Origin of the sequence: Bacillus sp. BS1807G30, assembly GCF_040047675.1 — a bacterium.
GTDB classification, from domain to species: Bacteria; Bacillota; Bacilli; order Bacillales; family Bacillaceae; genus Bacillus; species Bacillus altitudinis.
On the sequence record NZ_CP157353.1, the window covers coordinates 1,709,394 to 1,723,995 of the forward strand.

General features: G+C 40.6%; 15 protein-coding genes. 11 read left to right on the forward strand and 4 right to left on the reverse strand.

What is annotated here, in order from left to right:
- Positions 1-229 precede the first annotated feature (229 nt).
- Positions 230-1,342 carry a tetratricopeptide repeat protein gene (locus ABG082_RS08710; RefSeq protein WP_272511550.1) on the forward strand — a complete coding sequence of 371 codons (1,113 nt, stop codon included), beginning with the start codon at positions 230-232 and terminating at the stop codon, positions 1,340-1,342.
- Between the two features lie 462 nt (positions 1,343-1,804).
- Positions 1,805-2,026 carry a hypothetical protein gene (locus ABG082_RS08715; RefSeq protein ID WP_008343948.1) on the forward strand — a complete coding sequence of 74 codons (222 nt, stop codon included), beginning with the start codon at positions 1,805-1,807 and terminating at the stop codon, positions 2,024-2,026.
- A 39-nt stretch (positions 2,027-2,065) separates the two neighbouring features.
- Here the strand turns inward: ABG082_RS08715 and ABG082_RS08720 are convergent, their stop codons facing one another.
- The gene (locus ABG082_RS08720) at positions 2,066-2,761 is read right to left on the reverse strand and encodes a YoaK family protein (RefSeq protein WP_035700895.1); all 696 of its coding nucleotides are present in this window, start codon (positions 2,759-2,761) and stop codon (positions 2,066-2,068) included.
- A 34-nt stretch (positions 2,762-2,795) separates the two neighbouring features.
- A complete protein-coding gene (locus tag ABG082_RS08725; protein ID WP_348936773.1) occupies positions 2,796-4,661 on the reverse strand; it encodes a DNA ligase D in 1,866 nt (621 codons plus the stop codon).
- Between the two features lie 115 nt (positions 4,662-4,776).
- Between ABG082_RS08725 and ABG082_RS08730 the strand changes: the two genes are divergently transcribed.
- Positions 4,777-5,625, forward strand: coding sequence for a Ku protein (locus ABG082_RS08730; protein ID WP_008343945.1), 849 nt, complete (start codon positions 4,777-4,779; stop codon positions 5,623-5,625).
- 28 nt (positions 5,626-5,653) lie between these two features.
- On the opposite strand, the gene ABG082_RS08735 is transcribed toward ABG082_RS08730, so the two are convergent.
- Positions 5,654-6,097 carry a DUF2188 domain-containing protein gene (locus tag ABG082_RS08735; RefSeq protein WP_007499382.1) on the reverse strand — a complete coding sequence of 148 codons (444 nt, stop codon included), beginning with the start codon at positions 6,095-6,097 and terminating at the stop codon, positions 5,654-5,656.
- 159 nt (positions 6,098-6,256) lie between these two features.
- Between ABG082_RS08735 and ABG082_RS08740 the strand changes: the two genes are divergently transcribed.
- The 8 genes from ABG082_RS08740 (at position 6,257) to ABG082_RS08775 (ending at position 14,365) form a co-directional block, all read left to right on the forward strand.
- Positions 6,257-6,730: a VOC family protein gene (locus tag ABG082_RS08740; protein ID WP_146270312.1), complete on the forward strand. Its 474-nt coding sequence runs from the start codon at positions 6,257-6,259 to the stop codon at positions 6,728-6,730.
- A 48-nt stretch (positions 6,731-6,778) separates the two neighbouring features.
- Complete coding sequence (locus ABG082_RS08745) at positions 6,779-7,192, forward strand: Rrf2 family transcriptional regulator (protein WP_017367312.1); 414 nt, start codon at positions 6,779-6,781, stop codon at positions 7,190-7,192.
- Between the two features lie 135 nt (positions 7,193-7,327).
- On the forward strand, positions 7,328-8,179 hold the full coding sequence (locus ABG082_RS08750) for an SDR family oxidoreductase (RefSeq protein ID WP_008343941.1): 852 nt from the start codon (positions 7,328-7,330) through the stop codon (positions 8,177-8,179).
- 282 nt (positions 8,180-8,461) lie between these two features.
- Complete coding sequence (locus tag ABG082_RS08755) at positions 8,462-10,000, forward strand: M48 family metalloprotease (RefSeq protein WP_348936774.1); 1,539 nt, start codon at positions 8,462-8,464, stop codon at positions 9,998-10,000.
- A 244-nt stretch (positions 10,001-10,244) separates the two neighbouring features.
- Entirely contained in the window at positions 10,245-10,961 is a 717-nt protein-coding gene (locus tag ABG082_RS08760) for a (Fe-S)-binding protein (RefSeq protein ID WP_272511553.1), read from the forward strand.
- A 21-nt stretch (positions 10,962-10,982) separates the two neighbouring features.
- On the forward strand, positions 10,983-12,407 hold the full coding sequence (locus ABG082_RS08765; protein WP_348936775.1) for a LutB/LldF family L-lactate oxidation iron-sulfur protein: 1,425 nt from the start codon (positions 10,983-10,985) through the stop codon (positions 12,405-12,407).
- A complete protein-coding gene (locus tag ABG082_RS08770) occupies positions 12,404-13,126 on the forward strand; it encodes a lactate utilization protein C (protein ID WP_348936776.1) in 723 nt (240 codons plus the stop codon). Before ABG082_RS08765 ends, ABG082_RS08770 begins: the two co-directional genes overlap by 4 nt.
- 330 nt (positions 13,127-13,456) lie before the next feature.
- Positions 13,457-14,365, forward strand: coding sequence for a DMT family transporter (locus tag ABG082_RS08775; protein WP_041092699.1), 909 nt, complete (start codon positions 13,457-13,459; stop codon positions 14,363-14,365).
- A gap of 51 nt (positions 14,366-14,416) precedes the next feature.
- Here ABG082_RS08775 and ABG082_RS08780 read toward each other — a convergent pair whose 3' ends face one another.
- A complete protein-coding gene (locus ABG082_RS08780; RefSeq protein WP_017367318.1) occupies positions 14,417-14,557 on the reverse strand; it encodes a hypothetical protein in 141 nt (46 codons plus the stop codon).
- Positions 14,558-14,602: the final 45 nt, after the last annotated feature.

Consider the following 14,602-nt stretch of genomic DNA (forward strand, 5'->3'; position numbering starts at 1 on the left):
AAGGGCTTTTTTTTCAATTCAACCGTGTCCTTTAATAGAAAAAAGACGGAATTTTTAGTGTATGCATCATTGACTAGGAGAAAGAAACGCAATAACGAAGGAATCGGTTATTGAAGATTCAAGTGATTCATATTAAAATGATGTCAAATGGACTAATTAGCAATTGCTAATAGAAGTTCCATATTTAGTGAAATCATGTGGTGTAGCTGAAGGTGATTGGGGGTGTAGAATGAGCAAAGTTCCTGTGGCGGAATTGGCATCACTATTAAATGACTGGAACATGGAAATCAAAAAAGATCATGCAGATGAGGCAGAACGGCTATTTGCTAAAGCGAAACAAGCAGTAGAGGAAATTGATGATGCTGACATCCTCATGTATTATTCTCTTCTAGAGAAAAGGCATCATATTCTGATGTACAATTTAAGAGGGCAAAAAGGCAATGTTTCAACGAAAAGTATAGAAGGCCATTATGGGAATAAAGATGATGATTTGTCTAATCGCCTTGCTTACTATTTTGATTTTTATGAGGGTGTGTATGAACAGCATCAGGGGAATTATGAGGTTGCATTACAGATGTATCAAAGTGCGGAAAAGCTCTTAGATAAAATTCCAAGTGAAATTGAACGCGCTGATTTCGATTTTAAGGTCGCGTGGCTTTACTATCGCCTGAGTCATATCATGCTTTCATTAAGTTATATTCGCAGGGCTCTACACGTCTATAAACGTCACAAGCAATATGAAAGAAGAACTGCACTTTCATATTCTCTTATTGCAGCCAACCTTACAGAGATTGGCAGGTACGAAGAAGCGCTTGAGAATTATCGTTTGGCGGAAGAGGTGTTGACAAGCGAACAGGATGACTTTATGCTGGCTCAGCATCACCATAATGTGGCCATTTTATATTCATTTTGGAATAAACCGAAAGAATCCATACGACATCTTGAAAAAGCATTGTCTCATCAAGAGTATTATGATTCTGATTTCTTTTTCCATTCTACGTATCTGATCAGCCGGGAACTCTGTGTGATTGGTGAAAAGCAGCGCGCAAGCCAGTATATAGAGGCTGCATATGCACGAATAAAAGATGCTTCTCATGAAGTGTTTCAGCTCAAAATAGGCATCGTACATGATCTTTACTTAACGAATGTGCCACAAAGATTTCAGCAAATTAATGAGAAATTAAGAAAGTTAGAAGAAAAGAATGAATATCATGAAGTGAAAGAGCTTTCTCACTTTGCTGCAAAGTATTGTGAAAAGCAAGCACTTTATGAGCAGTCTGTTTTTTACTTGAATAAAAGTTTAGAAGCGGATTTACATATGAAAAGAATGGGGTTGATATAAGATGAAAACAGGATTAAAAGTATTATTCGTTGTGGGTTTAGCGGTCGCTGCGGCTGTTTTAACTGAAAATGTAGCGGGTTCTTTCGAAGTAGCAGAAAAAATCATTGGTGGTTAATCACACAATCATATCTCGCCCTTGTTGATGATCATCAGCAAGGGTTTTTTATATGGGTGAAAATAGGCTCTTCTTATTAAACGCTGCAAGAACGTTTAATAAGAAGAATTCGCAACAAAGGGGGTGTGCAAATTTGTTACCTGCTCCATTATTCTAAAGAAACATGGAGCAGAGCAACAAGTTAAAAAGGTCACCTTTCTTTGCTTAATTTAATTTTTTGCAGGACTTTTCATTCAAATTTTATGAAATTGGTCTATTGTACATAGAAATTGTTACAAAAGAGGGAACACCGCTCCATTTGTCACGCATATGATGAGATGAAGTGTAAGTTGAAGGCAGGTGATTGTATGGATCCACGGGTGTATGGAGGCTTTCATGGCGGCGGTTTTAGCGGCGGAGCAGTGGGACCTCATATTGGCTTTGGCGGGTATTATGTGAGCCCTGGCGTGTTCTCGGGCTTAGGAGGTTACCCTGGATATGGAGGGTTCGGGACGTTTTCTGGATATTCTCCATATGGCTCCACATTCATTATGGGGCGTCCTCCTGGTTTTTATGTAAGAAGTTATTAATGTTTCATCACAGTGGTTGAAATAGCCATCTAAGATTGGCTATTTCAATTGGTGAAAGTGCTTAAATGTAGCTGTGATTACAATAACCCCTAGGATGCAAATAGGCAGCCAAATGATGATAAACGGATCGTACGCATCTGTGTATGCTGCTAAAGCAGCACCTAGGCAGTAAAAGACAATAGATCCAATTCGCAGAAAGCTCACATGCTGAATAGGGGCTTTTCTTTTTTCCCGATTTGATAAGCGCTGCGCCAAATCTTCAAATAAGTTAGCAAGTGTACTCGTTAAAACTGTTGTAGAAATGCCAGCGACATTTAATTTGCGTGCGGCCGCCGTTTGCATGCCCATCGCCATACTTAAAAGGATAATCAGCATAAAATAAGCACCTTGCGTATAAGGGAAAATGGTCATAAGAGCAAATAGAAGCAAGATGATGACTTCTATGATAAAGATGCGTGTAACGGCTTTTGGCCAAAATGTTTTTTCTTGTTTTCCACCTATGACAACAGCTAGTAAAACACCTAGAACAAATCCGCTAAGTGCCGTGATGGAATGAAGAGCGGTTAACTGCAATGAACTGCCTGCTGCAATGCCAAGCAGTACAATATTTCCCGTCATATTTGCTGTAAACACATGCCCCAGGCTTAAATAGCCGATAACATCCACTATTCCTGCGGTAAGACATAAGAACATCAGGGCAATGTTTCGTATTGAGTGTGCGGTCAAAATGGTCATCCCTTTCTTCCTCTCTAATGAATAAGTGTAACGCTTAATGACCGCGTGTGTCCATTTTATGAGCTGGTAATATGTCCTGCAGCTGATATAAAACTTGTCGAAAAGAATCATCATTCACATGGTGCCTCATTTGACGGAATGGATCGCCTTTTTCCTTTAGACGTTTCATAACAGCCGGCATCGTATATAAAGAAGGATGACATTCTTCGCTATTTAATTCTTCCCATTCAATCGGTGTTGCAACAAGTCCAAGCTCGTTTCCTCTCGGGGAATACGGGGCGATGATTGTTTTTCCAGCATCATGTTGAAGGTAGTCTAAATATAAACGGTTGCCACGGTTTTTCTTTAGACGCTCTAGCGTAAACAGCTCGGGTGCTTGTTCGCATAAAAATTGGCAGATGAACGCAGTGAATTGTCTAGTTTGTTCGTATGTGAAGGCATTTTTCTTCAATGGGATATAAACTTGTAGCCCTTTCCCACCACTTGTTTTAATAAATGCGGTGAGAAAGAGTCCATCTAAAATGACCTTGATTCGTTTGGCTGCTTCTATTGCTAGGTGAAACTCTTTAACAGAAGGCGGATCTAAATCAAATACAATTTCTACAGGCCGATCTGTATCTCTCGTTTCAAAAGGAATATGAAATTCCATCGCCAGCTGGTTACCAAGCCAAAGCAACGTGTTAGGATCATTACAGATTGTGTAAGAAATATCGTGCGCTTGATCTGTCTCAACAAAATCAGGCGCATAATCGGGCGTTGCCTTTTGATAAAAAGATTCTCCACCAGTGCCATGAGGAAAGCGTATTAACGTAAGACGTCTTTCACGTAAAAAGGGTAATAAATAGGGAGCGGCTTGCCTCAAATAAAGTAAGTAATCTGCTTTTGTGATATGAAGGGCAGGTACAACCGGTTTCTCTGGGTGGGTGACGTCAATCATAGCTGGGAGCGGATAAAGCTGTTTGAGCATGTGTTGAAAGGTACACGTTGCTGGATCTGCATCGAATAAAAACGAAAAGAACCGGGGCTCACGTAAGGCTGATCCATCAAAAGAAATACAGGCGATCTTTGCGACAATGGATGGTGGGATTTCATAATGTGATGCTTCAGTCATTTGACCTTTGGTTAGAAATAAGGTACGCAGGGTTTGTTCTTCTTCTTTAGAAAAACCATGCTTAAATTGGACAACCTCTATGAGATTCGTTTCTTGATAAAGACATCCTTGAAAATAGCCATTGTCTTTATCAAAACGAGTCACGATGACAGATACAAACCGCCAATTTTTGATTTTGAGCCATTCTTTCGAGCGGGTATGCTCCTGCCATTTACTCATCTTCTTTTTAGCAACTAATCCTTCCGCTAAATAGGTCAGCATGATTTTTTTCATGTCATCAGGGCTGCTATCGGTTTGGATGATTTGAAGAAGAGAGGGGTGATTCAGCTGAACGGAGGGAGGAAGATTTGCTGCTTGGAACACCTCATGCAGCTCAGCTTTTCTTTCAATCAACGGTAAATCAACGAGGGATTTCCCTTTGCATCTCAATAGATCAAATGCAATCAAATGACATGGAAACCGCTTAGCCTGGCGTTGAATGGTTTCTGTGTTTTTCCGTCTGCCTCTTTGCTGAACCTTTGTAAAGTCGCTTTCTTGTTCACTTAGTAAAAAGACCAATTCTCCATCTAGGGTCAGCGGTAAAAAAGGTGCAAGCTGCTTTGTTAGTTGCTGGCACTGATCAATGACTTCAGGAAATTGTTTGTTTAATCGTTTTCCCGCTCTGCTCTCTAAATGGATGGCGTCTTTTTCCCATATAAGAATGGCCCTAAAGCCGTCATATTTTAATTCATACAGCCAGTCTGCTCCAGCAGGAATATCATGTGCAGACGTTAAACGCATCGGTTTCATTGTGTTTTTCACTTCCTTACATCATGTGTTCTTATGGTGGGATGAAATTTTCATAAACATACATAACTCTGATGAAAACATTACATAGTAAGGAGAAAAGAACGGAGGCGTTACGATGCATACAGTATGGAAGGGCGGCATTAGCTTCGGACTGGTGAATATTCCAGTCAAGCTGTTTACCGCTACAGAAAACAAAGATATTAAATTAAGACAGCTTCATAAAGAATGCCATACGCCGATTAACTACAAAAAGGTTTGTGCTAACTGCGGCGAGGAGGTAGCGCCAGAGCAAATTGTAAAAGCGTACGAGTATGCCAAAAATAAATTCATTGAATTGGATGAGGAAGAACTCGAAAGGCTGAGAAAAGAAAATGAAGAAAAAGCCGTCGAAATCATTGATTTTGTGAAGATAGAAGAAATCGACCCCATCTATTATGAAAGAAGTTATTTCCTATCTCCAGATACCGGCGGAGCAAAGGCTTATTCATTATTAAGAAAAGCGTTGCAAGAATCAGGGAAAATCGGTGTAGCCAAGATCATGATTCGCTCAAAGGAGCAATTAGCGATTGTTAGGTGCTACGAACATATTTTATTAATGGAAACCATTCATTTTCCTGACGAAATTAGGCAAGTATCAGACGTCCCGAATATCCCGCAAGAGGAAAACATCGTGAAGAAAGAGTTAGACACAGCGCTCCTTTTAATTGAGCAGCTGACCACCACATTCGATCCAGCCGCATATCGGGATGAATACAGAGAGCAGCTGATGAATGTAATTGGAGACAAAATCTCTGGAGAACATACCGTTCAGCCAGAAACGACAGGTAAAAAAGAGGCTTCATCCAATGTCACCGATTTAATGGCCGCTTTGCAGGCTTCTATCGATCGATCAAAACCGGCAAAAACGAAAAAAGCAGCACCTAAGAAAAGAAAAGCACCCGCTAAAAAAGAAAAGAATGCATAAAGAAAAGACCGCTCGCCAAAGGGCGGTCTTATTTTGGCTTCACTACATCCTGAATCGTCCCGTCTGTTCGGTGGATGACAACTGCTGTTCCTTTTTTAGATGAAATCTCTTTCGCGCGGTCGATGGCTTCCTGTTTCGTTTCTTTTACCTCACTTGCACGCTTCGCTTTTTCAGTTTGAACCGCCCAGCCTTCATCATGTTTCACGACATGCTGCGCATGATCCATGAGCTCAGGTCGTGCAGAGCTGCTTTTCTTAGAAGGAGTCACAGAACCATGAGAGTGAAAGTCCTCCATTTCTTTTTCCGTCGCATTCTTTTTCCACTCTTTCGCTTGATTGATCGCAATTGGAATCGCTCTACCTTCTTCATAGCCTTCCTGCACCATTTTGTTGGCAATCTCAAGTGCTTTTTTTCGAATGACTTTGTCTAGTGATTGGAATGAAGCTGGATAATCTTCCATTGTCCAAGGCATATTGAACGCTCCTTTCTTTTATTTGAACACCTTCCCCCATATGCAATGGATCAAACATTTAACCATCTCAATCCAATGGCTTGGTTGAAATACATCGTTTTGCTGAGGAAGAATGTTTTCAATTCCTGCACAATAGAAGATAGTAAAGGAGTGATTGAAATGATGATGAAAGGCTTGTATGAAGCACATTTACCTGTGAGTGATTTGAAGGCATCCATTTCTTTTTTTGAAAAATTGGAATTAACACTTGCTCATGAAAATGAACGAGTGGCCTTTTTATGGATTGAGAAAGGAAAGAGCTGGCTTGGCCTTTGGAAGGTTGATATATCCACTATTCCATATCATCCAGCGACGCGACATGTCGCCTTCCAAATAGAAACATCCAGCATTGAGCAGATCAAAGAATGGCTGATAGAAAAAGGGATCAGCATTCATCCGATGTTTGGTTTTTCGGAAGAGCAGCAGCCTTTAGTTCTTGATAATCCGCCACAATTTCATGCCGCGATTTACTTTCTTGACCCAGATGGCAATTTGCTTGAATGCATAGCACCGCTTGAAATTGATGCAGGAGAACATCATGAGATGATGACATTTGAAGATTGGGAAAGAAAGAAACATCCGTTTATTGATTGACAAAACCGCTCATTGTAACTATATTGATTACAACGGTGGTGAAGGAATGTGAAACAAATTAGCAGCAGGTATACCATTGCTGTTCATATCTTGTCATTTATTGCGGGTGTTTCAAAAGAGTGCACAGGGGATTTTATTGCAGAAAGTGTCAATTCAAATCCAGTCATTATCAGAAAAATGATGGCTATGCTCAAAAAGGCGGATCTCATTGAGATTCGCCGAGGAGTTGGCGGTGCTTCCTTAAAAAGGCCGGCAGAGGACATCACTCTACTAGATGTGTACCGGGCTGTGGATGTAAGCGCAGATGAAGAGTTATTTAGCTTTCATCAACCAGTCATTGCATGTCCAATTGGTCAAGCCATGGATACGAGACTGCGGCAAGAACTTAAAGAAGCACAGTCCGCACTTGAACATCATCTTAAACAAGTGACAATTAAGCAATTATTAATCGAGGCGGAGTAGAAAAAGCTCATACATAGAGCTTTTTTTACCCCTTTGTTGTAACCATTTTGATTATAACGAATGATCTGATGCAAGAAACCAGCTGCTTCATACATGAAACATCACCGTTGAACGAAAAATGAGGAGGTCAAATTAATGACATTATTAGTGACAGGTGCAACCGGACAACTTGGATCGCTCGTCGTCAAACATTTGCTCGCAAAAGTACCAGCTGAACAATTGGCGGTCAGTGTTCGAGATCCGCAAAAAGCAGTCCATCTAAAGGAAGCTGGGGTGGATGTGCGCAAGGGAGACTTCACACAGCCGGATACACTTCAATCAGCGTTTCAAGGGATTGATCGCCTTTTGATCATTTCGTCTGGGGATGGAGACCGCGTGAAGCAGCATATCAATGCCATCCAAGCAGCGAAAGCAGCGAATGTGTCATTTATTGCTTATACAAGTGTTGTCAATGCAAGAGAAAGTCAGCTTAACCTAGCACATGACCATGCAAAAACAGAAGAAGCAATTTTGGCCTCTGGCATACCTCATGTTTTTCTAAGAAACAATTGGTATGTGGAAAATGAAAAAGATACGATTCTGGCATCAGTGAACGGAGCGCCGTTTATCAGCCCAATTGGTGAAGGTAAAGTCGGCTGGGCAACAAGAAATGACTATGCAGAAGCAGCAGCAAATGCGTTAACACTGCCGGCACATGATCAAGAAATCTATGAATTGTCAGGACCGCTTCGCACACACACTGAACTTGCACAAATGGTCAGCAAAGTGAGCGGGAAAGAAATCAAAGTAGAGCACATGGATGTAGATACATTTGGAGAATTTTTAGCGTCAAATGGTGTACCGAAAGAAGCTGTTCCATTTGTCAAAGCGATGCAAAGCGGAATTCGCGATGGGGCATTAGCAGTCGAAAGCCATGATTTCGAAAAACTATTAGGCCGCTCTTTAACACCTATTGAAGATAGAATACGAGAAATGATGTCAAACTAAACATGTAAAAACGCCCTGTAAAAGGGCGTTTTTTCTATCCTCATTGAGCCATTCTTTTGAAAATATAGATGTAATGGCCATTTTGTCGTACATATTCTGTATGTAGATGTTAGAATTTTATGAGATGATTCCAGCAAATGAATGACGCTTACTTTATTATGAAATACATTATTCAAGATATTCATTTTGTTTTAATCCAATTAAACAGCAGGATGTGATGACATGTTACGCAAAGCCTTCCTCTCTTATCTCACTGCCAGTATAATCACAATCATCGTCATTATGATTGAACTCGGTTTTCGTTCAGCCGTTGTTTCACCATTTGTTTTACTTGATTCGAACAAAGAAAGCAATCCAAAAGTATTCGTCGCTCATTCGCTATATCAGGGTGACGTTTTATTAACCTATCAAGACGGTTCTTTCAATGGCTCTTCAGAAGCATCCTTTCAATTAAGTGGAAAGTACATAAATCTCACACAGATCCCATCTGCGAATGGAATCAGTAAGATTGAAACAGACAAAATAATGAATGATAAGGCATTGGTTTTTCTAAGAAAAGGCTTTGTACCTATCCATGATGATACGATCATGATGGAACAGGTAACGCAAAATCCCTTCTTTTCTACATACAATCTAACGAATCTAACAGAAACAACTAAGATCAACACAAACTTTAAGTATAGCACCACATTTGTTACATTCATGACTTTAATGGGAATTCTTTTGCCCGCTTTGTTATTTTTCCTTTTTAACCTTCATGAATCGATGAAAAACCTATTCACATTATTCATTCCCTTTGTTCTAGCCATTTTTCTTCCCTTGGGATTAAATTATTATTTCTTAATGGGATACGTGCTATCAGTTACAGGATCTTATGTGTTGAGTATGATTCTCTCTATACTATTGCCTAGTTTCCTGTCAGTCTTATTGACAGCTTATTCATTTGAGTATGTGACAAAAGATTCTTCTGATGTATTAGGAGAAAATGAAGACACTTTAGGAAATTCATTCTTCCTGAACGTTAGGGAGCAAGCCGTTTTATTTGGTGCTATCACATTATCCTTGATATATTTCGGCTCTTATTTAGTCATGCCTTTGGCGTTTCAAGCGAAGGTTATGGATCACCTTTTTCTATTTTGTGCTTGGTATTTCGCCCTAGTCATCTTATTTATTATGGGTTACTCATTCATTCAAAAAATGATAAATAAGTATGAAGTCTTACGGACGGACGAATTCATAAATATTTGTAAAGATATTGAGCATAAAACGAACCAAAAGGTAAATATATGGGTAAAAAAAGACTCACAACATGATGTGAATGCCTGGATATATTCATTTCAACTTCCATTTAGAAGAAAAGTCAATCTATATGTGACGGAAGGGTTAATAGATAAGTTTGATACAGAGGAAATTCGTGCGATCTTATTCCATGAAATGGGACATGTAAAATTAAAACATGCGCATTTCACCATTTATCTCACTGTGATTGTCACCTTACTTATGGGAATCAGTATGTATTATGCCAGACAGGTGATGCTTGCCAATGGTTGGTGGCAATATATTCTGTTGTTCCCAGCAGGGATATTGATCATGATATTTATGACGGAGTGGCTGCCAAAGAAAATGAGTCGGTTATTTGAGATTCAGGCGGATCACTTTGCTGTTCGCCACCTTGAGAATCAAACTCTATACCTCAATACTTTGATAAAATTAAGTCATTTGATTGAAGAAGATGGAGAGGACGGAAGAAAATCTGAATGGCGTGAAAGTCATCCTTCTTTTGGAAAACGAATTCATCACATAAAGAAAATCATGAAGTGAAGGCGGTTTGTGTGAACGACATTTCCCTCGGTAGTATGAAGAAATAGAAACATGAATGTTCTCAAACGCCCTGTAAAAAGGGCGTTTTTTTCATGTACCTTCCCAAGCATGATGTCCAAATTTTAGACAAATCCGTTCGTTGAAATTTCAGAAATTTGGGATTAAAATGAAATGAAGGTCCATTATTCAGTCATCAGATGACCGGACATAAATCAAGGTGCAGCAAAAGAAAGGAAGTTCGCCGATGAGAGTCAGTTTATTTGTCACCTGTTTAATTGACACGATGCAGCCACATGTAGGAAAGGCGACTGTTGAGGTGTTAGAGCGGCTTGGTGTTGAAGTGGAATTCCCTGAAGCACAAGTGTGCTGCGGGCAGCCCGCCTTTAACAGCGGCTATACAAAAGAAACAATCAAAGCGGCCAAAAATATGATCAAAGCCTTTGAATCAGCTGAATATGTCGTCACACCATCAGGTTCTTGTAAGGCCATGTTTTTAGAATATCCGCACCTTTTTAAAGAAGACCGAGCGTGGTTCGCCCGTGCTCAGGCACTTGCTGCGAAAACATATGAATTAACGGAATTTATTGTTGATATATTACATGTAACAGATGTAGGTGCGAGTTTGAAAGGAAAAGCCACCTATCATACCTCCTGCCATATGACGAGACTGCTTAGAATTAAGGAAGCGCCTTTCACACTGTTGTCAAATGTCAAAGATTTGGTGATGGAACCATTGCCTCGCGCTGAAAATTGCTGCGGATTTGGAGGAACTTTTTCAATCAAAATGACACCCATTTCTGAGCAGATGGTCGATGAAAAAGTACAAAACATAGAGGAGACAGGCGCTGAATATATCATTGGTGCTGACTGTGGATGTCTGCTGAATATCGGAGGAAGACTGAATCGTCTTCATAAGCCAGTCAAAGTGATGCATATCGCAGAAGTGTTGAATAGCCGCTGAAGCTAAGAGGGGGAACGGCACATGAGTATGAAAATTGGAGAGAAGGCTTTTAAAGAGCGGATCGGCGAAGGATTAGAAGACGCTGTGATGAGAGGAGCTGTTTCTTCGGCACAGGAGCGTCTGTATAAAAGGCGGATGACTGCAAGTGAAGAGCTTGGAAACTGGGAAAAGTGGCGTGAACTTGGAGAGGACATCAGGCAGCATACACTGGCCCATCTTGATGACTATTTATATCAATTAAGTGAGAGCGTGAGTAGACGTGGAGGTCATGTGTTTTTTGCAAAAACAAAGGAAGAGGCATCGGCGTACATTCAAGATGTAGCACAAAAAAAAGCAGCAAAAAAGATCGTGAAATCAAAATCAATGGTCACAGAAGAAATTGAAATGAATCAAGCGCTAGAAGAGATTGGCTGCGAGGTAGTTGAAAGCGATCTTGGAGAATATATTCTTCAAGTTGATGACCATGAACCACCTTCACATATCGTGGCACCAGCCCTTCATATGACGAAAGAACAAATACGGGAAGTTTTTCACGAAAAGCTTGGATATGATATGTCAGAGACTCCTGAAGAAATGACCAAATTTGTAAGAGCTTTGTTACGAGAAAAATTTCTTGAAGCAGATATTGGTGTGACGGGCTGTAACTTTGCTGTGGCTGACACAGGATCGATTTGTCTTGTGACGAATGAAGGGAATGCGGATCTTGTCACGTCTATTCCAAAGACACATATCGCAGTCATGGGGATGGAGCGGCTTGTACCAACGATGGAGGAGCTCGATGTCCTTGTCGGTCTATTGTGCAGAAGCGCAGTAGGTCAAAAGTTAACAAGCTATATCTCTGTCGTGGGGCCAAAAGGAGAAGAAGAAGTTGATGGGCCAGAAGAGTTCCATTTGGTCATTGTGGATAACGGACGGTCAAACATATTAGGTACGGAATTTCAGCCAGTTTTGCAATGTATTCGGTGCGCAGCCTGTATCAATGTGTGCCCCGTTTATCGGCATGTTGGCGGTCATTCGTACGGATCAATTTACCCGGGTCCGATTGGTGCTGTTCTTTCGCCGCTACTTGGAGGATATGACGACTACCAAGAGCTTCCTTTCGCCTCAAGTTTGTGCGCAGCCTGTACAGATGCTTGTCCAGTGAAAATTCCACTTCACGAATTATTAATCAAACATCGACAAGTCATCGTTGAAAAAGAGGGGAGAGCGCCTAAAGCGGAAATGATGGCAATGAAAATGTTCGGAATGGGCGCATCCACTCCTAGAATGTATCGATTTGGAACAAAAGCAGCCCCTGTGCTCTTGAAACGTATGGCTTCAAACGGACAGATTTCAAAAGGTGCGAGTCCTTTAAAGAATTGGACAGAAATTCGTGACCTCCCAGCGCCAAGCAAAGAAAGGTTTCGGGATTGGTTTAAAAAGAAACAAAAGGAGGAGCGGCAATGAAAGGAACCATTTCTCATCGAGATCCATTTTTAGCACATATCCAGCAACAATTAGGCAAAAGCTCCTCCAAGCCTGCATCTATTCGGCGTCCGGTTTGGAAGCATCGAGCCAATTGGGAAACAAATGAAGGTCTGTCGAAAGAAGAATTGGTAGAGCAATTGAAGGTGCAATGTCAGCAAATTCATACGAGAGTGGTAGAAACAACGCCAAAAGAAGCACCCTCAACGTTACGACTATTGATGAAAGAGTATGGAGAAGGTCCTGTGATGACTTCGAGCGATAGACGTTTTGCACAATATGAATGTCATCCTATGTTTCAAGCCTTGCGGAAAGAAGGAATCTCAGTCACTAGCTGGAATGCAGGTACATCAAGAGAAGAAAATATAAGGCAGGCAGAACAAGCGAAATATGCAGTGGTATTCAGTGATTACACACTTGCAGAATCCGGAACGGTTGTTCTTTCCTCCCATCAAGGTCAAGGGAGAGCACTTCATTTTTTACCGATGATGTATATCGTATGTATTGAAAAAAGCACAATTGTCCCGCGGATGATTCATGCTGTTTCAGCTCTTCATCGCCTAGTAGAAGAAGGAGAGCAGACGAAAGGCGCCATTCATTTTATATCAGGTCCAAGTAATTCTGCCGATATTGAAATGAATTTAGTCGTTGGTGTTCATGGCCCGGTGCGGGCTGTGTATGTATTAATAGATGATGAATAAGGGCTTTCGTGAAGAAAGCTTCAGCGTGTAGACAAACCCTCGCATTCGGTGTCAGTCCTGCGCTTCGGTGCTCACGAATGTTAAATTCGCTCCGCGCCGATGCTCGTCCTTCCTAGACTGCAAAGGTTTTCTATCACGCTGAAAAGAAGACAAAGGGCTAAAATAAAGTTCATTTTAGCCCTTTGTCAACAATCTGGGGCTTTCGTGAAGAAAGCTTTTTTTATGTAAACATTCTAAAAATTCATCTTGCCTCTAGGCGAATAGTCATAGTAAGATGACGTCATACAAGATGAGAAACTCATCTACTGCTGATTGTAAAGGAAGCTGCTGATGGAAATGAAGACAAATGCTCCAAAGAAGTCAATTGCGGTGCCGCTTGTTATTTCAATCATTGCTATTTCGTTTTCGGCCATTATTGTAAAATGGTCAAGTGCGCCTGCTGCTATTCTAAGTATGTATCGAATGATATTTGCGGCGGTTTTGATGCTTCCGTTTATTCTGCCACGTCAAAAAGAGTTTGTCTCGTTAAAGTGTAGAGACTGGTTTTTCTTATGTATGTCAGGTTTCTTTTTAGGGCTCCATTTTGTTTTGTGGTTCGGCTCATTGAAGCTCACCACAGTAGCGAGCTCTACAATCATCATTGCACTTCAGCCGATGGTGTCATTATTAGGCGGATTTCTCATTTTTCGTGAACGAACAACGAAGTCAGCCATTTTCACAATGTGTGCGGCGATTGTTGGTGCGCTCATGATTGGATGGGGGGATATTGGACATAGCCAAGACGCCATTATAGGAGACATTTTATCCTTTTTCAGTGTAATCGCTGTTGTTTGTTATTTATTAATCGGTCAACAAGCTGTGAGAAAGATATCTCATTGGATTTATAGTTTTTGTGTATTTGGTTTTGCCGGCCTTTTTTTAATTTTATTTAACCTTATACAGCAAACGCCTTTTATAGGCTATTCGGGTAAAGAATGGGGGATTTTCTTACTGCTAGCCATTATTCCTACCATGTCCCATGTGATTAATAACTGGCTGTTAACCTATGTGAATGCGACAACTATTTCAATGAGTATTCTAGGCGAACCTGTTGGGGCAACGATACTCGCTGTTTTACTGCTTGGAGAGAAAGTCACGCTGCTACAAATGTTCGGTGGTCTTCTTGTTCTTTTAGGTGTCTTTTTCTTTTTGATGCAGCAGCGACATGGGATCGTAATGAAAACACAAAAATCCGGCTAACTCCCGGATTTTTACTCTTTTAAATGATTTTTTTCAATCACTTTGTTTCATCTAGCCTCTACTTTCTTTAATTCCACTTGTTTTCTTCTTATCATTCGAATGGCAATCACAATGATGGTCACGATCAATGCGATGAATAGAAGAGAATACGATATCCCCAATATTGAATGCAGCACTCTCTTCATTAGACATATGTAACCCCTCCTTTTGATATCTATATATTTCCATATTCAATAA